Source organism: Parafrankia elaeagni (genome assembly GCF_000374165.1).
In the GTDB taxonomy this organism is placed as follows: Bacteria; Actinomycetota; Actinomycetes; order Frankiales; family Frankiaceae; genus Parafrankia; species Parafrankia elaeagni.
The window spans coordinates 88,308-109,942 of record NZ_KB893712.1; the positions used below are offsets into that span (position 1 = coordinate 88,308).

The 21,635-nt window shown below is 73.4% G+C and carries 17 protein-coding genes and 2 pseudogenes; 6 read left to right on the forward strand and 13 right to left on the reverse strand.

The features are described 5' to 3' along the window. Positions 1-2: 2 nt before the first annotated feature. Positions 3-1,502, reverse strand: coding sequence for a bifunctional aminoglycoside phosphotransferase/ATP-binding protein (locus B207_RS0107940; protein WP_018635988.1), 1,500 nt, complete (start codon positions 1,500-1,502; stop codon positions 3-5). A 298-nt stretch (positions 1,503-1,800) separates the two neighbouring features. Between B207_RS0107940 and B207_RS0107945 the strand changes: the two genes are divergently transcribed. Beyond that, entirely contained in the window at positions 1,801-2,718 is a 918-nt protein-coding gene (locus B207_RS0107945; RefSeq protein ID WP_018635989.1) for a universal stress protein, read from the forward strand. Between the two features lie 63 nt (positions 2,719-2,781). Beyond that, positions 2,782-4,062, forward strand: coding sequence for an acetyl-CoA hydrolase/transferase family protein (locus B207_RS33045; RefSeq protein ID WP_018635990.1), 1,281 nt, complete (start codon positions 2,782-2,784; stop codon positions 4,060-4,062). Between the two features lie 8 nt (positions 4,063-4,070). On the opposite strand, the gene B207_RS0107955 is transcribed toward B207_RS33045, so the two are convergent. From B207_RS0107955 to B207_RS0107965, 3 genes are all read right to left on the reverse strand, one after another. Then, entirely contained in the window at positions 4,071-5,078 is a 1,008-nt protein-coding gene (locus B207_RS0107955) for an Acg family FMN-binding oxidoreductase (RefSeq protein WP_018635991.1), read from the reverse strand. A gap of 88 nt (positions 5,079-5,166) precedes the next feature. Then, positions 5,167-6,747, reverse strand: coding sequence for an AAA family ATPase (locus B207_RS0107960; RefSeq protein WP_026310812.1), 1,581 nt, complete (start codon positions 6,745-6,747; stop codon positions 5,167-5,169). 191 nt (positions 6,748-6,938) lie between these two features. Next, complete coding sequence (locus B207_RS0107965; protein WP_018635993.1) at positions 6,939-8,609, reverse strand: sulfate permease; 1,671 nt, start codon at positions 8,607-8,609, stop codon at positions 6,939-6,941. A 195-nt stretch (positions 8,610-8,804) separates the two neighbouring features. On the opposite strand from B207_RS0107965, the gene B207_RS0107970 reads away from it, so the two are divergent. From B207_RS0107970 to B207_RS33050, 3 genes are all read left to right on the forward strand, one after another. Then, a complete protein-coding gene (locus tag B207_RS0107970) occupies positions 8,805-9,443 on the forward strand; it encodes a response regulator (RefSeq protein WP_018635994.1) in 639 nt (212 codons plus the stop codon). Positions 9,444-9,612: 169 nt separating this feature from the next. Continuing rightward, on the forward strand, positions 9,613-10,326 hold the full coding sequence (locus tag B207_RS0107975) for an AMIN-like domain-containing (lipo)protein (protein ID WP_051102464.1): 714 nt from the start codon (positions 9,613-9,615) through the stop codon (positions 10,324-10,326). Between the two features lie 88 nt (positions 10,327-10,414). Beyond that, positions 10,415-11,539, forward strand: a complete 1,125-nt coding sequence (locus B207_RS33050; RefSeq protein WP_018635996.1) for a universal stress protein — start codon at positions 10,415-10,417, stop codon at positions 11,537-11,539. Positions 11,540-11,744: 205 nt separating this feature from the next. Here B207_RS33050 and B207_RS39575 read toward each other — a convergent pair whose 3' ends face one another. From B207_RS39575 to B207_RS0108000, 4 genes are all read right to left on the reverse strand, one after another. Beyond that, positions 11,745-11,906 carry a hypothetical protein gene (locus B207_RS39575; RefSeq protein WP_154675206.1) on the reverse strand — a complete coding sequence of 54 codons (162 nt, stop codon included), beginning with the start codon at positions 11,904-11,906 and terminating at the stop codon, positions 11,745-11,747. 69 nt (positions 11,907-11,975) lie between these two features. Further along, a complete protein-coding gene (locus B207_RS0107990; RefSeq protein ID WP_018635998.1) occupies positions 11,976-12,299 on the reverse strand; it encodes a hypothetical protein in 324 nt (107 codons plus the stop codon). Between the two features lie 97 nt (positions 12,300-12,396). Next, a complete protein-coding gene (locus B207_RS0107995) occupies positions 12,397-13,074 on the reverse strand; it encodes a CBS domain-containing protein (RefSeq protein ID WP_018635999.1) in 678 nt (225 codons plus the stop codon). A 72-nt stretch (positions 13,075-13,146) separates the two neighbouring features. Beyond that, complete coding sequence (locus tag B207_RS0108000; protein WP_018636000.1) at positions 13,147-13,932, reverse strand: PP2C family protein-serine/threonine phosphatase; 786 nt, start codon at positions 13,930-13,932, stop codon at positions 13,147-13,149. A gap of 382 nt (positions 13,933-14,314) precedes the next feature. Between B207_RS0108000 and B207_RS0108005 the strand changes: the two genes are divergently transcribed. Next, positions 14,315-16,072, forward strand: coding sequence for a sensor histidine kinase (locus tag B207_RS0108005; RefSeq protein ID WP_154675209.1), 1,758 nt, complete (start codon positions 14,315-14,317; stop codon positions 16,070-16,072). A gap of 47 nt (positions 16,073-16,119) precedes the next feature. On the opposite strand, the gene ppsA is transcribed toward B207_RS0108005, so the two are convergent. The 5 genes and pseudogenes from ppsA to B207_RS0108030 all read right to left on the reverse strand — a co-directional run bounded on the left by ppsA (position 16,120) and on the right by B207_RS0108030 (position 21,484). Continuing rightward, positions 16,120-18,576 carry a phosphoenolpyruvate synthase gene (gene ppsA / locus B207_RS0108010; RefSeq protein WP_018636002.1) on the reverse strand — a complete coding sequence of 819 codons (2,457 nt, stop codon included), beginning with the start codon at positions 18,574-18,576 and terminating at the stop codon, positions 16,120-16,122. Beyond that, entirely contained in the window at positions 18,573-19,190 is a 618-nt protein-coding gene (locus tag B207_RS0108015; protein WP_230204905.1) for a CBS domain-containing protein, read from the reverse strand. The genes ppsA and B207_RS0108015 overlap by 4 nt, the downstream gene beginning before the upstream one ends. Before the next feature lie 130 nt (positions 19,191-19,320). Further along, a pseudogene (locus B207_RS33055) lies at positions 19,321-19,587 on the reverse strand (hypothetical protein); the annotation flags it as partial. A 110-nt stretch (positions 19,588-19,697) separates the two neighbouring features. Beyond that, a pseudogene (locus tag B207_RS0108025) lies at positions 19,698-19,943 on the reverse strand (alpha/beta hydrolase); the annotation flags it as partial. Between the two features lie 32 nt (positions 19,944-19,975). Continuing rightward, positions 19,976-21,484 (reverse strand): MFS transporter, encoded by a 1,509-nt coding sequence (locus B207_RS0108030; protein ID WP_018636006.1) that lies wholly within the window; start codon positions 21,482-21,484, stop codon positions 19,976-19,978. Positions 21,485-21,635 lie beyond the last annotated feature (151 nt).

The window sequence follows — 21,635 nt, forward strand, 5'->3', positions numbered from 1 at the left end:
CGTCAGTCGGCGATCCGTGCCGCGGCGGCGACCGTCTCCGGGACGGAGGCCGTGGTGTCGACGTCGACCGCGGTCGGCCAGGGGTCGGCCTGGTGCGCCATCGACGCGTACACCGCACCGGTCGCGTCCGAGGCGTCCGCGCCGGTGCCGCACGCCCGCACGGCGCGGCGCGACGCGATGCGGGCGACGGCGATCCGCGTCGGCGCCACGCAGCGCACCTGCGTCAGGTCGGCGCCGGTCTCCTTCGCCGCCTCGGCCGCGAGCTCCCGGAACGGCCGGGATGACCACGAGGCGTCGAGGACGACGCTCTGCCCGCGCTCCAGCGCCCGCCGGGCTCTCGTGACCAGCTCGGCGTAGCTGCGCTCGGTGGACTCGGCGCTGTAGATACCGGTTCCGGGGGCGACATCGATCGCGACGTGCGGGGCGAGACCGGCGAGCTCCTTGCGCACCACGTCCGAGCGCAGCAGGGCCCACTCGTCCTGCGCGGCGACCAGACCGCTCGCCAGTGTCGACTTGCCCGTGCCGGGCAGCCCGCCGACCAGCACCAGCCGCACCCGGCCTCGACGGAGGTGCGCCAGCGCGATGTCGGCGAGCCGGCGGGCCTCCTCGGCGGCGTCCGGATCGCCCTGATGGTCGCGGATGCAGGCGATGCGTACCCGGACGAACGCCCGGTAGGCGATGTAGAGGTGCTCCAGCGACGCCGGATGGGTCTCGCCGGAGAACTCGCGGTACGCGTCGAGGAAGGTCCGGGCCGCGGCCGGGGCGCCGAGCCGCTCCAGGTCCATCGCGAGGAAGGCGACGTCGGCGAGAACGTCTCCGACCCGCAGTTGGCGGTCGAAGTTGATGCAGTCCAGGACGCGGGGGCCGTCGTCCAGGCAGTAGATGTCGTCGGCGAGCAGGTCACCGTGCCCGTCGCGGATGCGGCCGGCCCGCTGCCGCTCCGCCAGCAGGGGGCCCCTCCCGGCCAGGTACCGCAGGGCCAGCCGGCCGATCTCGTCGACGGTGCCGGCGTCCAGGATCGAGCCGCGGAAGGGTGCCACGGCGTTCATCGCCGTCAGCCACAACGCCTCCAGGTTGGCGAGCCCACCGGTCCGGGAGATCTCCGGCGAGGTCTCGCAGCGCTCGTGGAAGGCCGCCATCGTGCGGGCGATCGCGCGCAGCTCGCCGGTCAGGTCGGCGCCGCCGCGCACCAGTTCCGAGAGCCTGCGGTCGGCGGGCATCCGGCGCATCACGACCATGTGGTCGCGCGGCCGACCGCTCTCGTCCCGGATGTCGGCGACGCCGAGGTAGACGTCCGGGGCCAGCCGACGGTTGAGGCGCACCTCGTCCTCGCAGGCCGCCAGCCGCGCCTGCCGGGTCCTGAGGTCCACGAAGCCGAGGTCGACCGGCTTGCGCAGCTTGTAGACGCGGTCCTCGGTCAGGAAGAGGATCGCGGTGTGCGTCTCCACGGTCTCCCGGCTGTCGAGACGAAGCTCCTGCACCGAACTCTCCTGAACCAGCATCGACGCCTCCAGACGTGTTCGGGACGAAATGCGTCACGACCATCGACGTACGGTGATCCGGGCCCGGCCGAGTAATCCGCGCCCCGGGATCGTCCGCCGTGGTCCGACTCCCTCCGCGGAAGACGATGCCCCTTTCGGGCCGGGCCGTCAGGGGACGATCGGGACGCCGGCCCGCCCGACCTCCTGCCCCGTGCCGGCGGGACCTTCGTCGGTCCCGGCGATCCTCCCGCCGGGCCACGCTGGGGGGGCACTTCACGCCGCCCCCGAACGGGGGGCGGCCAACAGCCAGGAGGCAGCCGTGAGCACCGAACCCATCCGGGAGATCCTCGTCGGCATCGACGGCTCCGCAGGTTCCGAAGCCGCGCTGCGCTGGGCCTACCGGCTGGCCGAGGTCGAGCGGCGCCCGGTCACGGCCCTGCTGGGATGGACCGCGGACGGCCTGCCTCGGCCGGTCTACCAGGCGGCCGCCGCCGCGGAGCACGGCGCTCTCGCGGCGGCGGCGGCCCAGATGCTCGACCGGACGATCGCCCGCGTCCCGGCACCGCGGCCGGCGGTCGAGCTGCGCAGGCTCGTCGTCGACCAGGACCCGGTGGACGCCCTCGTCGCCCAGGCCAAGAACGCCGCGGTGACCGTGGTCGGGGCACGCGGCCCGGGCCTGGCCCACCGCATCTTCGCCGGTTCGGTCGCCCACCGGCTCCTGCACCGTTCCTCCGGCCCGGTCGTGGTCGTCCGCGGGACAGCCGACGAGGCCGGTCACGCCGACGAGGCCGGCCCCGCGGACGAGGCCGCCCCGCAGGACCGGCGGCCGGTCGTGGTCGGCGTCGACGGCTCGGAGCCGTCGCAGGCGGCCGTCCGCTGGGCCGCCGCGCAGGCCGCCGAGCGTGGGGCGCCGCTGCACCTGGTGCACGGCTACCGGGTCAACATCACCAGCTTCGGACTGGCCGTGGACGAGTTCTACCCCTCGCTGCGCACCGACGCCGAGCGGCTCCTCGCCGACGTCGCGACCGCCGATCTCGACGACGAGGCCGACCTCGAGGTCCGTCAGCTCGCGGTCGACGACACCCCGACCCGCGCGCTGCTGCACGCGTCGGCCGACGCCCAGCTTCTCGTGATCGGGACCCGGGGGCGCGGCGGCTTCGCCGAACTGGTGCTCGGCTCCACCGCGCACCAGTGCGTGCTGCACGCGGACTGCCCGGTCGCCGTCCTCCACGCCTGAGGCCGGGTGGATTCCCGGCCGACAGCCCTCGCGACGGCCCGGCGAAGCCGGGACGATACGGGTATGCGCACCGTGAGCGAGAATCTGCTGGCGGATCTGATCGCCGCCCGCCTGGCCGGCCACGGCGACCAGCCGCCGAAGGTGGTCGCGGCCGGCAACTTCGCGACCCCGACCGTCGCCCTGGGCGCGCTCGACCGCGCCCTGGCCGGTTACCGCCTGTTCGTCCTCAACGCCCAGCACGGCGTCCCGAACCGGGCAGGCGTGATCCCGGTGACGCCGTTCGTCGGCCCCGGGATGCGGGGTCACCCGGGTCTGGAGTACCTGCCCAGCCGTCTCAGCCTGGTTCCGCGGCTGCTCGCGGGCGCGCACCGCCCCGACGTGGTCGTCCTGCACACCAGCCGCCCGGTCGACGGACAGGTGTCGATGGGCACCGAGGTCAACATCCTTCCCGCGGCGGTGGAGGCGGCCCGGGCGGCCGGCGGTCTGGTCGTCGCCCAGCTCAACCGCGCGATGCCCTACACGTTCGGCGACGGTGAGATCTCCTGCGACGCCGTCGACCTGGCGGTCGAGGTCGACCTGCCGCTGGCCAGCCCCACCCCACGGCCGGCCGGCGACGTCCAGCGGGAGATCGGCGGCAGAGTCGCCGCGCTGGTGGCCGACGGTGCCACCCTGCAGCTCGGCATCGGGGCGGTGCCCGATGCCACGCTCGCCTCGCTCACGGGCCGCCGCGGGCTGCGGGTGTGGACCGAGACGTTCTCCGACGGTGTCCTCGCGCTCGACCGGGCGGGCGCCCTCGACCCGGACGCAGGCCTGGTGACCAGCTTCGTGTTCGGCTCGGACGAGCTGTACACGTGGCTTGACCGCAACCCCCGGGTGCGCCTGCTGCGCACCGAGACCGTCAACGACCCCGCCGTCATCGCCCGCCAGCACGCGATGACCTCGATCAACACCGCGCTCCAGATCGACCTGCACGCCCAGGCGAACGCCTCGTACATCCGCGGCACGGTGTGGTCGGGATTCGGGGGGCAGCCGGACTTCGTCGTGGGCGCCCTGCACGCACGGGACGGGCGGGCGGTCATCGCCCTGCCCAGCTGGCATCCCAGGGCCGACGTGTCCACGGTCGTGCCCGCGCTGACCGAACCCACGACCAGCTTCCAGCACAGTCATGTCGTCAGCGAGCAGGGCATCGCCGCGCTGTGGGGGAGCAGCCAGCAGCAGCAGGCCCGCGACCTCGTCGAGAAGGTCGCGCATCCCCGCGCCCGCCCCGCTCTCGCCGAGGCCGGTGGTGCCCGGCCACGCGGGGAGACCCGGCCATGCGGGGAGACCCGGTCGCACGTGGCCTGACCGGGAGGTCAGCCGGCTGTGTCGAGGACTTCGGAGAGCGGGCGGCGCGGGGTCGCCGGCAGTGCGGGGGCGGACGGGTCCGGGTAGCCCACCCGCAGGATCATCTGGGCGGCCCCGCTCCCGCCGGTGGTGTGCCGGACGAGGCCGCGGGTCGCCTCGATGTCGATCGCCTGGCCGAGCGGTGAGGTGGCCAGGCCCGCGGCCGTCGCGGCGAGCAGCACCCGGCCGAGCGCCCGCCCCGCGCGGAGCCGGTCCGCCACGGCGTCGGCGTCGGTGCCGAGCACCAGCACGCCCGGGTGCTCCACCTCCAGCTGGCGCAGCCGCTGGCCGGCCTCGCCGACGACGTCCAGCTCGCGGAGCGGGAACTCCGACTGGCGCGGCTGCCCGGAGCCGACCACCGCGCTGCGCGGGATGCCGTCGGGCGCGTTCGGATCAGTGCGGCTCCACTCCCGCAGCTCCGCCCGGTAGGCCGGATCGTGCGTCTCGATCCAGTCCGCCCGCGCCAGCAGCACCGACAGCTCCACCCGGGCATCCGGGTCGACGAGTGCGACCAGCCAACCTCCCTCCGCCTCGGCCGCCCGCCGCAGGACACGGGTCAGCTCGGCCGGGAGGTCGGCGGGGTCGAACGGGCGGCGCTCGGTGTGCCGGCGGGTGATCGCCGCGGTGAGCGCCGCCTCGTCCTCCGTGGGCGGTCGGCGGCCCACCACCCGGAGGGTGGCCAGCCTCCCCGTGGTGATGTCGGCGCCGTCCGGCAGCTCGTCGACCACCACGTCGAGCCCGGCGGTGCGCAGCGTCAGCCACGCGTTGAGCAGCGCCGCGCCGCAGCTCACCACCAGCTGCCGATGGTCCGGGTCGACGACGGGGACCGCGCGGGCCAGATCCGCGGACAGCTCCAGGGTGTCCTCGCGCAGCCGCCACCGCCACGGCTGGGAGTTGTGGATCGACGGGGCGAGGACCGCGGCCTCCACCGCGGCCCGCCCCTGATCGGCGGATATCACCATCCCGCGTGTGACCATGCGCTCACTCTCCTCTGCGCTCGGGTCTGCGTCCCGGCAGTGTTGTCCGCGGTCATTGTCATCCTGTCGCCGTCATCCCGTCATCCCGTCATCCCGTCGCCCGCCGCGCGGCCCGCAGGACGCCCTCGGGTGTGCCGGCGTGTGGAAGGGTCCTCGCCTCGGGCCAGGGATCGGCGGAAGGCGGCTCACCTGCGAACCCGGAACCGGAGGACGGGCTGACCGGTCGGAGGACCGGTGCCGGCTGCGCCGCTGGCCGGGGGTGAGCCGCAGGCGCGCACCGGAGCTGGACGAGGTCGGCCGCGGTGGCATGGGCCAGCGCCGCCGCGCGGCGGCGGTCGCGGCGCAGGGCCCACGGCGCGTCGAGGACGACGGTCTCGCCGCGCTCGGCCGCGATGCGCGCGTTCCGCAGCAGCTCGTCGTACCCCGCGTCGGCGTCGTCACCGGACGCGCTGTCCGGACCGCTGTCGGCGGCCCCGGCGGCCCCGGCGGCTCCGGCGGCTCCGGCGGACGGAGTCCCGGTGGCCGGGTTCTCGGCGCGCAGCAGTGTCCATCCCTCCGCGTCGGCCAGCGCCGCGGCCAGCTGGCTGCGCCCCGACTCCTCGGGCCCGCCGACGAGCACGAGCCGCACCCGCCCGCGGCGCAGGCTCGACAGGGCCAGAGCGGCGAGTGCGCGTGCCTCGGCCGCGGCGGAGCTGTTGCCCTGGGCGTGCCGGGTGCAGGCGACCTTGCAGCGGACGAACGCCCGGTAGGCGACGTAGAGCTGCTCCAGCGATCCGGGATGGCTCTCCGCCGCGTACTCGCGGTAACGGTCGAGGAAGAAGGCGGCGAGATCGGGGCGGCCGAGGCGTTCGAGGTCCATCGCGAGGAACGCGACGTCCGCGAGGACGTCCCCGACACGCAGGCGCTGGTCGAACTCCAGGCAGTCCAGGACGCGGGGGCCGTCATCGAGGCAGTAGATGTCGTCGGCGAGCAGGTCGCCGTGGCCGTCCCGGATCAGTCCGCGGCGCTGGCGCTCCCGAAGCAGGGGTTCGCGCCCGTCCAGGTAGCGGGCGGCGAGGCGGCCGACGGCGTCGATGGTGGCGGGGTCGAGAACGGTGCCGACGTAGGGCTGGACGCCTGCCATGCCCTCGTCCCAGAGTCGGCGCAGCGCGGTGGGAGAGGCGGCGTCGGTGATCTGGGCGGAGGTCTCGCAGCGGCTGTGGAAGCCGGCGAGCAGGCGGGCCACGGCCCGCAGCTGTCCGGTGACGTCGCTGCCGGCGACGACGAGGGCGGACAGCCGGCGATCGGCCGGGAGACGCCGCATGACGACCATGTGGTCGCAGAGGTCGCCGTCGGGGCCGACCACGTCGGCGACACCGAGATAGACGTCCGGCGCCAGTCTCCGGTTGAGGTCCACCTCGGCGTGGCAGGCGGCTCGGCGTGCCTCCCGCGTGCGGAAGTCCAGGAACCCCAGGTCGGCCGGCTTCTTGGTCTTGTAGACCCGGTCGCCCATGAAGACCAGGACGGAGGTGTGCGTCTCGACCAGCCGGGCCGGCCGCACCGCCGCGTCCGGGGCCGGAACCGGGGCCGGGGATCCGGCTGGACCCGGCCGCGGCGGTACCGAGGCCACCGCCCGTTCCGGGGCTGCCGCCGAGGTAGGGACCGTGCCTGCTGCTGTCGCCACACCCATGCCTCGACCCTGCCCCCGAAACGCTCCGGGTACCGCATTCCTGAGTAGCACGGACGGGGTTCCAAGGTCCCGGACGAGCAGGACCAAAGAAGGGGTCCCAGGCCCGCGAGGACCGCCGCGGAAGACCACCCCGGGCCCCCTGGGGCTGGGCTTGGGCCTGGGCTTGGGCCTGGTCCGCGGCACCGCCGCGTTCAGGGATGCCGCTCCTTCGAGTGCAGGCGGTGGGCCGCGGTGGCGGCACGCATGGTGGGAAAGATCATCTCGGGCTGGACCTTCGCGGTCAGCCCGTACGCGGCGAGGTCGTCGAGCAGGTCGTGTTTGACGTGGGCCAGACCGAAGGTGATGCCCCGGCCGGTCACCTCGGCACGCAGCTCCTCGAGCGCGTCGAGAGCCGTGATGTCGACCTCGACGATGGCCTCCATGTTCAGGACGAACCAGTCGACGTCGTCGGTGCACGCGTCGAGGGCCGCGAGTGCCCGGCGGCGGAAGTTCTCGGCGTTGGCGAAGAAGAGCGGCGAGTCGTACCGGTAGGCGAACAGCCCCGGCACGGTGAGAGCACTCGGGTAGTCGTCCACGTCGTGCATCCCGTCCAGGCCGGGGACCTGCCCGAGCACCGCGTCATGCGGCCGGGCGACCCGGGCCAGCAGGTCCAGCAGCGAGACACCGATGGCCACCAGGACCCCGTACAGGATGTCGAAGACCAGCACGCCGCCGGCGGCGGTGAGCGCGAGCGCCAGCTCGCTGCGCCGGAACGAGGCGAGCCGCCGGAACCCGGCGACGTCGATCAGGCGGACCGCGGCGAAGATGATGATCGCGCCGAGCGTCGCCCTCGGGAACATCGCCAGCGCGGGGCGCCCGAAGGCGAGGACCAGGGCGACGGCGGCCAGGGCGACCAGGGAGTACACCTGGGTGTGCGCGCCGCTGGACGCCGCGAGCGCGGTGCGGCTCCCGCTGCTGCTGACCGGGAAGCCCTGCCCTGCTCCCGCTCCCAGGTTCGCCGCCCCCAGGGCGAACAGCTCCCGGTTGGCATCGATGCGGTGGCTGTCGCGACCGCCGAAGGCGCGGGCGGTGAGCATGTTGTCGGCGAACCCGACGAAGAGGATGCCGAGCGCGGACGGTGCGAGGTCGACGAGGTCGGAGCCCGTGGGCAGCACCGGATGCGGGAGGCCGGCCTCGAGGTCACCCACGACGCGGACGCCGTGCCCGTCGAGGCCGAACACCCAGACCGCGAAGGTCGCGATCATGATCACGATGAGGGGGCTCGGCAGCCGGGGCGTCCAGCGGTGGAGTGCGACGAGCAGGGCGAGGGACGCGGCGGAGACCGCGAGAGTGCCGAGATGCAGGTGGTTCAGCGAACCGGCGAACGAGTGGAGTTCCCCGTACAGGCTCCCGCTGTCGACCGGGACGCCGGTCACCTTCTCCATCTGCCCGACGATCATGATGACCGCCACGCCGGCGAGGTACCCGACGAGGATCGGCCGGGAGAGCAGGTGGGCGATGACGCCGAGCCGGGCGACCCCGGCGGCGATCGCGAGAACCCCGACCCCCACGGCGAGTGTGGCGGCCAGAGTGGCGTGCCGGCTCGGATCACCCGCCGCCAGCGGGGCGACAGCGGCCGCCGTCATCAGCGCCGTGGTGGATTCCGGGCCCACCGACAGCAGCCGCGACGACCCGAGGGCCGCGTAGGCGACGATGGCGGGCGCGATCGCCCACAGGCCCGCCACAGGCGCCACGCCCGCGAGTGCGCCGTAGGCCATGACCTGCGGGATCAGGTAGGCGGCCACCGTCAGGCCGCTTGCGACATCCCCTCGTACCCACCGGCGGGAGTAACGCGGCAGGGGCGGCAGGCGCAGGTGGTACACGGAGCACGTCACTCCCGGTCGGTGGTGGTACAGGGCCTGGAGCGGCCCGGGACGGTCTGGTGGGGCGTCAGACCGCCGGGACCAGTACGTCTCGCCGGGACCAGTACGTCCAGTCTGCCGCCCGTGCCGGCACGCCCCTGGTCTGCGCACCGAACTGTTCCCCGGACAGTGCCAAAGGTCGTAGTGTCGCGGTCTATGGAGAAGATCCGGGTGTTCGTCCTCGACGACCACGAGATCGTGCGGAACGGTCTGCGTCAGACGCTCGCCCGGCATGACGACATCGAGCTCGTCGGAGAGGCCGGGCTGGCCGCGGAGGCGCTGCGGCGCATACCCGCGCTGCGCCCGGACGTGGCGGTGCTGGACGGGCGGCTGCCGGACGGCAGCGGCATCGACGTCTGCCGTGAGGTGCGGTCCACCCTGCCGGACGTGGCGTGTCTGATCCTGACGTCGTACGACGACGACGAGGCGCTGTTCTCGGCGATCATGGCCGGGGCGGCCGGCTACGTGCTGAAGGAGATCCGGGGCAACGACCTGGTGGGCGCGATCCGGGCGGTGGCGTCGGGGCAGTCGCTGCTGGCGCCCTCGGTGACCCGCCGGGTGCTGGAGCGGCTGCGGGAGGGCCCGCACCAGGATCCCGCGCTGGCCTCGCTGAACCAGCGTGAGCGGGAGATCCTGCAGCTGATCGCGGACGGTCTGACGAACCGGCAGATCGGTACCCGGCTGGGTCTCTCGGAGAAGACCGTGAAGAACTACGTGTCGAGCATCCTGGAGAAGCTCGGCCTGGCCAGCCGCACGCAGGCCGCCGTCTACCTGATGAAGCAGGCCGGCGAGTAACCACCACGGGCGCTCCGCCGCGAGGCGGTGCCCGTGCCCGGCGGCGGTTCGTCCGCCGGTGGCCGCCGACGGGACCTTCCTCCTGGTTCCGCCGCGACCTTCGCCTTCCTCCCCGCCCCTCCGGACGGGAACATCGGTGGTGTACCGGATGGTCGAGGAGGCGGAAGTCATGAAGACCATGGCCTGGACGTCGGCGGGCGGCGGTCTGGTGCGGGCCACGGTGGGAATACTCCTCACCGGTGTCCTACTGGGGCTGGTGAGCTGCGGCGGCGGCGGTTCCGACAACCGTGGATCGGGCGGTGGAGGCTCCGCGGCCACCGCCTCTCCCGCTCCCTCGGCGGGTCGGACCTCCACTCCGTCGCCTGCCCCACCGTCGCCTGCCCCGTCGCGAACCACGGCCGGCCCCGCGCCTGCGCCGTCCCCGACGGACGCGCCGCGGCCGGTCGTCTGGTCGAGTGAGCCGCGCCATGTGGACCACGCCCTGCCCGGCTCGGCGACGGTAGTCGGGGTGCGCAGCGGGCACAACGTGGCTGTCGGCATCGCCTTCGACCGGCTGGTGATCGAGTTCGCGGACCAGGTCCCCGGCTACGACGTGCGGTACGTCCCCGACGTGCGCTCCCCGGGCGAGGGCGCGGTGGTCGCCCTGCGAGGCCAGGCATTCATGGAGGTGGTGCTCTTTCCCGCCGTGGCCCACGACGAGGCCGGACAACCGACGCTGCGTACCCCGTCCACCGGCGGTGGCCATCCCTCGCTCGTCCAGTACCGGATCACCGGCGACTACGAGGGATACGTCCACCTCGGCCTGGGCGTGGACGACCGGGTCGGCTTCCGGGTGCTCGAACTGTCGAACCCGCCACGGCTGGCGATCGACCTGGCGGCATGAGGCCCGCCCCGCCCGCGGTGGCAACACCGCCCGCGGCGGTCAGGGCGAGGCGCGGGTGACGCGCCGACGATGCGGGGGAGGCTGAGTGATGGTGGCGGCATCGCCTCGTTGGAGGGCCTCGGCGAGGCCTGGCCACGCGACGGACGACCAGGAGGAGCCGCCAGCCGGCGGCACCGACGCTGCGCGTGACGACGGCGAGGCTGTCCGCGGCCGGGACGACGACGAGACTGTCCACGACGACGAGGTCGGCTGGCCGGACGGGCCCGGCCGGGACATCGTGGTCGGGCTCGACGGTTCCGCGGACTCGGAGCGCGCGCTGCACTGGGCCGTCCGGGAAGCCGTGCTCCGCGGGACCGGTGTGCGCGCGGTGCTGGCCTGGGCGTCCGCCGGACCGACACAGGACGGATCGCGCCCGCCACCGTCGACGTCGCCGGAACATCCGCGGTGGACGGCCCAGTGGATCCTCAACGAGGCGGTGGACCGGGTGCGTGCGGACGAGCCGTACGCCCGGATCGTGGCCCGGACCGTCTTCGGGCCTCCCGTGCGGATGTTGCTGGCCGAGGCCGACGGCGCCGAGATGCTCGTCGTGGGTGCCCGCGGCGCCACCCCGGCCGACCGCATGCTGACCGGCTCGGTCAGCCTCGCCTGCCTGCACGGCGCGGCTGTCCCGGTCGTCATCGTGCACGGCGGCAGCGCCGGCTGGGAGGGCCACCGCCCGATCGTCGTGGGTGTCGACGGCTCGGCCTCCTCCCGGATCGCGCTCGCCTGGGCTGTTCGGGAGGCACGGCTGCGGGCCGCCCGGCTACGGGTCGTGCATGTCTGGACGCCGCCGCCCCCGCTGGGGGACGGGGCCGGCGCGGCAGGCGAGGAGATGTTCCACGCCGCCGCCCGTGCGCTCCTTGACGATGCCGTGCGCGTCCTGCGCGGACCGGCCGGCGCCGGAGTCGAGGCGGAACCGGTGCTGGTGCGGGGTGGGGTGAGTCGCGAACTCATCAGTGAGGCCGCCCGGGCGCAGATGCTGGTTCTCGGCGCCCGGGGCCGGGGTGGTTTCGCGGGACTCGTGCTCGGCTCCACGAGCTCGCAGTGCGTGGCGCACGCCGGTTGCCCGGTCGCCGTGGTGCGCGGGGCCGCCGGTGGCGCCGCGCCGGAGGGACCGAGAGTCCTGGCGGACCGGGAGACAGGTCGCCCGAGGACCCACACGCCGGTGACGTGATCCGGGTGGGGAGTCGGATGAGGATGGCGCACATGTCGTCCGCGCCGAACTGCCGGGAATCGACCCCGAGCGCGCCGTCGAGGCCAGGACCGCGGTCCGGTGCGTCAAGGTCCAGCGGGGCTGGCCGCTTCCCCCGTCAATGATGCGGTTGTCCCCACGGGCGTCCCACCGGCTCTGCCGGCACGCCCGCTGGCCCGGGCCGCTCTCACGGCGACCCGGCCCCTCGGGCCGCAGGGGCCAGGTACTCCCGCCGCCAGGCTCGCCACAGCTCGTCGGCGCCCCAGACCAGGACGGGCAGCGGCAGGAGGAGCAGGAGATCGGACGGCGGCACCGACGCCGTGCCGAGTGGACCATGAAGCGGGGGCACGTAGACCACCAGGGCGGCGAACCCGACCTCGTCGAACCGGGCGGGAGCGTACCGTGCCCACCTGCCTTCTCAGTGTGAAAGGGCGAAGACCTTGGCCGGGGCGCTGACAGGCAGGCCGGCCTGGTCGTGGACCGCCGCCTCCAGGGCGCGCAACCGGTCCGCCGACGCGCGGAGGTGATGGGCGCAGAGAAGGATCTGCTGGGCCGGCCGTCCGTCCCGGCCCGGGAGAAGGACCTGCGCCACCGGCTCGCTCGGGCAGCAGCACGACCGGGCGGCAGGATCGATCGGCGGACGGGTGGCCACCGGGTCGGAAGGTGCCGTGGGCGACTCGTCGGGGGTCGGCTGACCCAGGAGTGGCGTCTGGTGGAGGCGCTTCGCGCCCAGGAGCCTCATGTCCTGCGATGCCTTTCGTCTCGGGGTCTGGACGACGGATCGACGGGGTCTGCCGGCCGCGGGCCGGCAGCAGTCCTCCGCCGCTGTTGACCGGCGTCTACCTGCCCTGATCGTCGTAGTGGTGGATCCACGCGTCCGGGCCCGGATACATGTAGGTGCGCCGGCCGTCGGACCAGCGGACCAGGAACGGGGGGTCGCCGGCGGGCGTCGCGACCTCGAGGATCTCCCCGTCGCGTTTCGGGCTCGCCCCGACCCCCGTGTGGATGACGATGGCGTCTCCGACGCGGGCCTGCCAGCGGGCGAGGGCGCGGGTCTGTGGGCGCAGCGCGCTGAGGGGCAGGGGCAGGCCGCCTTCGTGACGGGGGTGCCCGATCTCCTCCGCGGCCACGGCGACCAGCTCCGCGGTCCGCGGATCCGTCGTGGCCGCCAGCAGATCATCGAGGCTGACCACACCGACGACGGTGTCCCCGTCGGTCACGGCCAGGCGGCGGATCGCGTGCTCCGCGAAGACGCCACCCACCTCCTCCCAGGTCGCCGACCGTGCAACGCTCACCACCCCGCAGGTCATGACAGCGTCGATCCGGCCGTCGAGCGGGACGGCGCCGGCGACGACCCTCAGGGCCAGGTCGCGGTCCGTCACGATTCCGGCCGGGCGCTCTGCGTCGGTGACGATCAGCGATCCCACTCCCGCCCGGTCCATCAGCTTCGCGGCTTCCCGGATGGGCGTCTGCGACGGCACTGTCACCGGTGCGCTGAACGTGATCTCCTGCTTCATGCCAGGTTCCTCCTGTTTTCGCGGTTCGGCGGCTGGGCAAAGCCCGAGCCACCAGCCGAACTCGGCGCCGGACTACCTCGTCAGCGCCGCACCGGCGGAGGCCCGCATGCCCGCCATGGTCGCGGTGGCGCGGAGGCCACCATGTGCTCGGTCACTGCGGTCACTGTCAGCGGGGCGCGAGAGCAGCAGGCCGGAACGGTCGTCGGCGCCACGCTGGGTAAAGGCCTCGACCTCGGCGAAGAGGCGCTCGATGACGCCGGCCCGGCTTTTTTCCGTGTTCTTGTGACTGCCTGCTGTCACAAGTCGTTCGAGTCCGAACTCGGAACCCGCCGTGTTCCTCGCCTCGGCCAGGCCGTCGGTGTAGAGGAGCAGGGACTCCCCCGGCCCCAGCCGCAGTGTCCGGTTCGACCAGAGGGCCGTGCCGGCGAAGAGATCGGACAGCAGCGGCCCTGTCGGGCCGAGCAGCCGGACGGCAGCCGGGCCGCCTGTCTCCGCGGGCTGGCCGCCCAGCACGACGGGGGCGGGATGGCCGGCGTTCGCGTAGGTCACCGTGCCGTCGGCCTCGGCGACGGCGACGAAGGCGGTGGCGTACATCTCGCCCATGTCACCGAGGGCCGCGACCTCCGCCAGAGCGCCGGCGAGGGCTCGGCCGGGGGCGGTTCCCAGCAGGAGCCGGTCTCGCAGCAGGCGGCTCAGCAGCAGAGCGAGCGCCGCCGCCTGGCCGTCGTGACCGGCGGCGTCGCCCATGCTGATCGCCAGCCGTCCCCCCGCGAGCCGCAGGACGTCGATCCAGTCGCCGCCCGGCGAACCCGGCTGCGCGGGGCGTACCCGCCAGGATGCGTTGAGGCCGTTCGTCACCGGGCACCTCCGTGATCATCGCCGGTCATCACGTCCGGCGTGGTGGCGTCCCCCGGCGCGAACGACGTTCTGCACTGGACTCCCACCGGCTGCTGCCTTTCGGGCCCGCAGGAGTGGACGCATCACCAGCATCGACATCACTCCGGACTGTCGACAGGGACTTTCGGCAGGCGGCCGGCAGGGCAACGTCCCGGACGGAGGCCGCCCGACGGCGGGGCCGCGGGGCGGTCGGCTGTCGTCGGGCCATCGCGAAAAGGGACCGGGCAGCGTCACCTTCGCGTATCGTGCTGGCGTGGCCGCAAGATCAAAATCCTCTGTCTCACCCGGGTGGGATGAGGCGCATGCGCCCGGCCCGCAGGCCACCCCGGCCGCCGGGCCGGCACTGCCGCCGGGAGACGGGCTGACGTTCCCCGCGGTGGCCAGGCTGGAGCTTGACGACCTGCTCAGCCAGCTGGTCGATCGGGCCCAGGACGTGCTGGCCACGCAAGGGCGGTTGCGCGGGCTGCTCCAGGCCAACCAGGTCGTCGCCACCGACCTGCGGCTGTCCGTCCTGCTGCGGCGCGTTGTCGAGGTCGCCTGCGACCTGCTCGGCGCCCGCTACGGCGCACTGGGCGTCATCGCGCCCGACCGCACGCTGGAGGAGTTCGTCCACGTCGGCATGGACGAGTCGGCCGTCGAGCGGATCGGGCATCTGCCGACCGGGCACGGTCTGCTGGGCCTGCTCATCGACGACCCCCGCCCGCGCCGTGTCGACGGCATCGCCGGTGCCGCCGGCTCCCAGGGCTTCCCGGCGGGTCATCCGCCGATGACGACCTTCCTCGGGGTGCCGATCATCGTGCGGGGGGAGGTGTTCGGCAACCTCTATCTGACCGACAAGCACGGCGGCGTTCCCTTCACCGCCGAGGACGAGGAGCTCGCCCTCGCTCTGGCGGCCAACGCCGGCGTGGCGATCGCGAACGCGCGGCTCTACCACGAGTCGCAGCAGCGGCATCTGTGGATGACCGCGTCGGCGGAGGTCGCCCGGTTGCTGATGGCCGGCGCCGACGACGCGCTCACCGCCGCAGCGCGCCGGGTTCAGGACGTCGCCGACGCGTCCTTCGTCGCTCTCGCGCTGCGCGCGGGTGACCACGCCGACCCGGAGGGAGACCTGGGCCACGGCGGGTACGTCCGGGTGGCCGTGGCGCTCACGGCGTTCGCCGCCGACGGCGGGGCTGACGTCCCGGCCGGGGGCGACGCCGAGCGCGTCGGTCGTCTCATCCCGCTGGAGCACACGCTGACCGGGCGGGTGATCGGCGAGCGGCAGGCCCTGCGCGTCGACGAGGCGGAACTCGACGCGGTCCCGGACGAGCGCGGGCCGCACACCGGGCCGCTTCTCGTCCTTCCTCTCGTCACCGGGGCCGAGCAGTGCATCGGCGCCCTGCTCGTCGGGCGGGACCGCGGCGCGCGCGCCTTCACCGACAGCGACCTCGACATGGCCGCCGGCTTCGCCGGCCACATCGCCGTCGCCCTCGAGCTCGCCCGGACCAAGGCCGACCAGGAACGGCTGAGGGTCCTCGCCGACCGCGGCCGCATCGCCCGTGACCTGCACGACCATGTCATCCAGCGGATGTTCGCCGTCGCCCTCGGCATGCAGGATCTCGCGCAGTACGAGAACCCGTCGAACGCCGAGCGGCTCAGCGGCTACGTCGAGGACATCGACGCCACCATCAAGGACATCCGTCGCTCCATCTTCGAGCTGCGCGGGCAGGGGCCCGCCAGGCGCGGCCACCTGCACGCCGGCCTCAGGAAGATCGCCGCGGAGGTGGGGCCCGCCCTCGGTTTCGCCCCCGCCCTGCGCCTGACCGGCCCCCTCGACACCGTCGTCGACGACCAGCTCACCGACCACCTCCTCGCCGTGGCCCGGGAAGCCCTGACCAACGCCGCCCGGCACGCCCATGCCACGCGGGTCGAGATCCGGGTGGCGGTGGAAGGGGACACGGTCACCCTCGAGGCCGTTGACGACGGCGTCGGCCTCGGTGAGACCGCACGCCGCAGTGGCCTGGACAACCTGCGGGCACGGGCCGAAGGTCTCGGCGGCACCTTCACCGCGGAGGCCGCACCCGCCGGCGGGACCCGGCTGCGCTGGACCGCTCCGCTCTGACCCGGGGCCACTTCGTCCGAATCGGGGCCACTTCGTCCGACTCGGGGTCACTTCGCCGTCCACCCGCCGGCATCCTGGAGGGCGCCGGCCCGGGCCGCGTCCAGCAGGACACGGCGTTCCGCGCCGGCGATGGACCACGCCGCCGCCGCGACGGCGTCCGGGTCGACCGACACGGAGGTGATGCCGAGCCGGACGAGCCGTTCGATGTAGTCGGGCCTGGTGGACGGGGCCTGGCCGCACAGGGACGAGGTGAGGCCGTTGTCCCGGCAGGCCGTGATGATGCGGGCGATGGTGTCCAGGACCGCCGGGTCTGCCTCGTCGAACAGCTCGGCGCAGGTCTCGGAGTCACGGTCGACACCGAGCACGAGCTGGGTCAGATCGTTGGAACCGATGGAGACGCCGTCGATCCCGAGCCCGGCGTAGGCGGGAATCCAGTAGGCGGCCGAGGGTACCTCGGCCATCACCCAGCGGAGCATGTCCCGGTGTTCGCCGAGCGGGCTGGCGTCGACCGCCTTCAGGCAGGCCTCGAGCTCCCAGGCGGTGCGCACGAACGGGATCATGAGGTGCAGGTTGGGGGTGCGCTCCCGCACGGCGGCGAGCACCTCCAGCTCGGCCGCGAAGACGGCGGGGTCATGGACGTAGCGGAAGCAGCCGCGGTAGCCGATCATCGGGTTGGCCTCGACCGGCTCGTAGCGCTCACCGCCGGTGAGCCCGCGGAACTCGTTGGTGCGGAAGTCCGTGGCGCGGTAGACGACCGGCCGAGGCGCGAAGGCACAAGTGATCCGCGCGAGTGACGCCGCCATCCGCTCCACGAACTCCGCGCGCCGCCCCAGCTCCAGCAGGTGGCGGGGGTGCAGGCCGTCGAGGGCGTCGGCGAGCAGGAACTCCGCGCGCAGCAGGCCCACCCCCGCGACGGGCAGAGCCGCGAGCCGTTCCGCGTGATCGGCGACGGAGAGGTTCACGTAGAGCCTGGTGGCGGTCGGTTCGATGGTCCTCCCCGCCAGCGGAGGCTGGGGCGGGACCGCCAGCACGCCCGGGGCCGCCCCGTTCGGGCCGACATGCGACGGGGCGACCGTCACCACGGTCCTGCGGGGATTCGCCAGTGTCTTCGCGGTTCTCTCCACGCCTGCGCCGCCTGCGCTCTCGACCACTCCCAGGGCCCCGTCGACAACGATGTCGTCGCCGGTACGCAGGGTGGACGTCGCGGTGCGCGTCCCGACGACGCAGGGGACACCGAGCTCGCGAGCGACGATCGCGGCGTGGCAGGTGACTCCGCCGCTGTCGGTGACCACGGCGGCGGCGCGGCGGATCACGGGCACCCAGTCCGGGGAGGTCATCGCCGCGACCAGGACCTCTCCGGTAATGAAGGCGGCGGCCTCGCCGGGCGAGGTGAGGACGCGGACTCTTCCGCCGGCCCGTCCCGGCGCGCCGCCCCGGCCGGTCAGCAGCACCGTGCCGGAGGGCGTCGCACCAGGGCGTGACAGCTCACCCGGACCGGACGCGCCGGACGCGCCGGACGCGCCGACCGGGCCGTCCGCGGCTGCCGCCCCCCGGGGCACGCCGGTGGTGACGGGGCGGGTCTGCACGATGTGGATGTGGCGGCCCTCGATCGCCCACTCCATGTCCTGCGCCCCGCCGAAATGCTCCTCCACCTGCAGAGCGAGCCTGGCCAGGCCCAGGATCTCGTCGGCGGACAGGACCCGCCGAACGTCCTGCGTCGGTATGCCCACAGCCAGGTCATGACCGTCGGCGCCACGGACTATCTGGTGGTTCTGCGCGCCGGTCCGAGCATTGACGAGCTGCAGACCGTTCTTGTCCACGACGTACGTGTCCGGGATGACCTCGCCGCCGACGACCACCTCACCCAGCCCGAAGGCCGCCTCGATGACGATGCGGGACCTGTCGCCGGTCATCGGGTCGGCCGAGAACATCACGCCCGACCGCTCCGCGTCGACCATCCGCTGGATCACGACCGCGATTTCCGGTTCGGCCACCAGGCGGCGGCTGGCCCGGTAGGCGACGGCCCGCGGCCCGTACAGCGAGGCCCAGCACTCGCGAACGCGCGCCAGGAGTTCCGCCTCACCGCAGACGTTGGTGAACGTGCTGTTCATGCCCGCGAAGGAGGTGCCGGCCGCGTCCTCGGTCGTCGCCGACGACCGCACCGCCACCGGGCCGCCGCCCAGTTCCCGGTACGCCTCCGAGATCGCCCGGCGTAGCGGTTCCGGGACGGGCGCCGCCGCGATGCGTGCCCGTAACTCCCCGGCGACCTGCGCGAGCTGCGCCTGGTCGTCAGGGTCGATCCCCGCGGCGCGGGCGGCGATCTCGGAGCGCATCCGGGCCGCGTCGACGACGTCGAGGTACGCGGACACCGCGATCACAAAACCAGGAGGCACGGGCAACCCGGCACGGGTCAGCTCGCCGAGGTTCGCGCCCTTGCCCCCGACCTGGCCGACGTCGCCCGTGCCGATCTCCCTGAACCACGCGATCCACCGTCGCTCGCTCACCGGTCCTCCTCCCTGCCGCGTGCTTCGGCCGCACCGACCGGTTGGGCGATCTCCAGGCCCAGCACCCCCGGGACGTCACACACCAGCCGCCGCAGCAACGCGACGTCCGTGGTCTCGACGTCCGAGATCCGAACCCGCCCGTGCAGGACCTCGATCCGTGGCGAACCACGCACCCCGGCCGCCTCCACCGCGCCGCGGACGTCCTCGGCGACCACCCTGTCCGGGCGGGCGAGCAGCCGGAGCAGATCGCTGCGGCTGATGATGCCGACCAGCGTCCCCGTTCCGTCCAGGATCGGCACGCGCGAGATGTGCTGGGCCAGCATGATGCCGACGATGTCCGCGATGTCGGTGTCGACACCGGCCGTGACGACCGGCGACGACATCACCTCGCCGACAGTGCCCGGTGCGGCCGGTCGCGGACTGCGGTCACGGCGGGCGTGCAGCCTCGAGTCAGGCCGGGCCTCGAGTGCGATGAAGTCCGCCTCGGTCACAATGCCGACCAGCTCGCCCTGCGGGGAAACCACCGGCGCGGCGCCGACTCCCCGCAGGGTGAGAAGCCGGGCGACGTCCTTCACCGGCACGTCGGGGGTCACGATGCTGAGCTTTCGCGTCATCAGTTCTCCGGCACGCATTGCCGCCGCCTCTCCGAAATCACCTCGGGTCCGTGTCCGCGCGAGACGAAGGACTTCAGATCAGGTAGGGCCGGCCGCGGGTGAGAGCCGTGCGCTCCCACCAGCCCCCGAGACCGTCGGTGGGGCTGCCGCCGTTGACCCACGCCTGGGCCGAGGGGGTCTCGTGGCCCAGGCCGAACAGATTGTCGAGGAAGGCCCACAGGAAGATCCAGCCAAGGCTGACCCGGGTGGCCGTGAGTAGGACGTCGGTGGCGACGCTGTGGCGTCCCGGGTGGTGGCGGCGGTTGAGGTCGGCCAGGGGTGAGCGGACGGCGGCGGTGGCCTTCGTACCGGTGGTGGCAGGCATCGTGTCCTCCTCGATCGGGATGACCATCAGCATGTCGGGGGCCGAACGTCCGTCCGAGTGAGCTACCTCCCGCCACCTGTGGGCGGATGGTCCTGGTCCGGACGGGACCGCCGGGCACAGATGGAAACCCCTGCTGGCGCGTGTCATCGGGTGAGGAGGTCGCGGATCACCTGGGTGATCTCGTCGGGCGCCTCCTCCGCCATGAAGTGGCCTGCGTGGGTGAGGCGGTGGTCGAGGTCGGGTGCCCAGGCCCGCCAGAGGGCAGCGGCGTCGAAGCCGAGCCGGGCGCCCCAGTCCTGCTGCACGACGGAGACGGGCATCGCGAGCTGTGAGCCCGCGTCGAGATCGGCCTGGTCGTGCGTCACGTCGACGCCCGCGGACGCGCGCCACCGCTCGCGGGTGCCGATGCGATTCTGGCGGCTCAGTTCGTGGTCGTTGCCAGTGTCTGCGCTGACGCTGACGTCGAGGCTGGTGCCGGTGCCGGTGCCGGTGCCGAGGCCGGCTGGGCGGGCAGGGCGGGCTGGGAGCCGGCGGCGCCGCGGCGCAGGTAGCACAGCCAGGTGACGCCGGCCATCACGACGAACAGGCCGACGTAGACCCACAGGGCCGGGGCGATCGTCCCGTAGGCCCTGTTCGACTCGGCATACACGATCGGCACCAGGAAGCCGCCGAAGGCGCCGACCGCCGAGCAGATGCCGATGGCACCGGCAGCCTCCCGGCGGGCCCGGAGCATGGCGTCCGGGGTCCCGCCGTTGCGGGCTCCGCGGGCGGCGAAGATCGCCGGGATCATGCGGTACGTCGACCCGTTCCCGATGCCGCTGGCGAGGAACAGCAGCATGAACGAGGCGAAGAAGAGCCCGAAACTGGGCCGGTCGAGGATGCCTCCCCGAGGGCCGATCGAGGCGACCGCGCCGAGACCGCCCAGCGTCATGACGCCGAAGGCGGCGACGGTCACCTTCGCGCCGCCGATCCGGTCGCCGAGCTTCCCGCCGAGCGGGCGGGCGACCGAGCCGACCAGCGCGCCGAGGAAGCCGTAGCTCAGCGCGACGTCCGGCCGGTCGAACAGAGCGGGGTTCTTCAGCAGCGCGGGAAACGCCGACGAATAGCCGATGAAGGAACCGAAGGTGCCGATGTAGAGAAAGGACATGATCCAGGTCTGGCCGCGCCTGGCCGCAGACGCGGTCGAGCCGAAATCGGCCTTCGCCTCGGAGAGGTTGTCCATGAACAGCAGTGCCCCGACCGCCGCGACGACCGCCAGCGGAATGTAGATGAGACCGATCCGGGCCAGTGCGGTACCGGTCCCGGCGGCGATGACGACCGCGCCGAGCTTCTGGATCACGGCGACCCCGAGATTGCCGCCGGCCGCGTTGAGCCCGAGCGCCCATCCCTTCTCCTTCTCCGGGTAGAAGAAGGAGATGTTCGTCATGGACGAGGCGAAGTTCCCGCCGCCGACCCCGGCCACGGCGGCGACCGCCAGCAGCGCGCCGAACGACAGCTCGGGGTGGCGTACCGCCCACATCATCAGCACACAGGGCACGACCAGCAGCAGCGCGGAGAAGACCGTCCAGTTGCGGCCGCCGAAGACGGGCACCGCGAAGGTGTAGGGCAGGCGGAGGAAGGCCCCGACCCCGGAGGGGACGGCGACGAGCCAGAGCTGCTGGTCGATGGTCAGCGCGAAGCCGGCGGGACCCGGCCCGCCGTCGGCGTCCGCACCCATCTTGATGACGAGAATGCTCCACATCACCCAGACGGAGAACCCGAAGTGCTCGGCCAGGACGGAGAGCACGAGATTGCGGCGGGCGATCCGCCGGCCGGTCCTCTCCCAGAACACGGGATCTTCCGGGTGCCAGTCGTCGATCCAGCGTCCGGACCGCCCGGACTGACCGGACCGCCGGCCCGGGCGCTTCCTGTCAACGGGGGCTGTTCTCATGGGGGCTCCTCGGGCCGATCCGCGAAACATCGGGCAGAAACATCGGGCAGGACGTGTCGCGACGGCACGTTAGGAAGCCGCTGTTTCGCGGCACCCGGCCAGCCATTACACGGCGGGAAAACAGTTCTCTCACCGGCCGGCCGGCAGCGGT

What these genes read in the sequence shown, in the direction of transcription:
- B207_RS0107960 (WP_026310812.1), bottom strand. Translation starts at nt 6,747, where the DNA reads ATGGGTGTGGCGACAGCAGCAGGCACGGTCCCTACCTCGGCGGCAGCC.
- B207_RS0107990 (WP_018635998.1), bottom strand. Translation starts at nt 12,299, where the DNA reads ATGAGGCTCCTGGGCGCGAAGCGCCTCCACCAGACGCCACTCCTGGGT.
- B207_RS0107940 (WP_018635988.1), bottom strand. Translation starts at nt 1,502, where the DNA reads ATGCTGGTTCAGGAGAGTTCGGTGCAGGAGCTTCGTCTCGACAGCCGG.
- B207_RS0107970 (WP_018635994.1), top strand. Translation starts at nt 8,805, where the DNA reads ATGGAGAAGATCCGGGTGTTCGTCCTCGACGACCACGAGATCGTGCGG.
- B207_RS33050 (WP_018635996.1), top strand. Translation starts at nt 10,415, where the DNA reads ATGGTGGCGGCATCGCCTCGTTGGAGGGCCTCGGCGAGGCCTGGCCAC.
- B207_RS0107975 (WP_051102464.1), top strand. Translation starts at nt 9,613, where the DNA reads ATGAAGACCATGGCCTGGACGTCGGCGGGCGGCGGTCTGGTGCGGGCC.
- B207_RS33045 (WP_018635990.1), top strand. Translation starts at nt 2,782, where the DNA reads ATGCGCACCGTGAGCGAGAATCTGCTGGCGGATCTGATCGCCGCCCGC.
- B207_RS0108015 (WP_230204905.1), bottom strand. Translation starts at nt 19,190, where the DNA reads ATGACGCGAAAGCTCAGCATCGTGACCCCCGACGTGCCGGTGAAGGAC.
- B207_RS0107995 (WP_018635999.1), bottom strand. Translation starts at nt 13,074, where the DNA reads ATGAAGCAGGAGATCACGTTCAGCGCACCGGTGACAGTGCCGTCGCAG.
- B207_RS0108030 (WP_018636006.1), bottom strand. Translation starts at nt 21,484, where the DNA reads ATGAGAACAGCCCCCGTTGACAGGAAGCGCCCGGGCCGGCGGTCCGGT.
- B207_RS0107955 (WP_018635991.1), bottom strand. Translation starts at nt 5,078, where the DNA reads ATGGTCACACGCGGGATGGTGATATCCGCCGATCAGGGGCGGGCCGCG.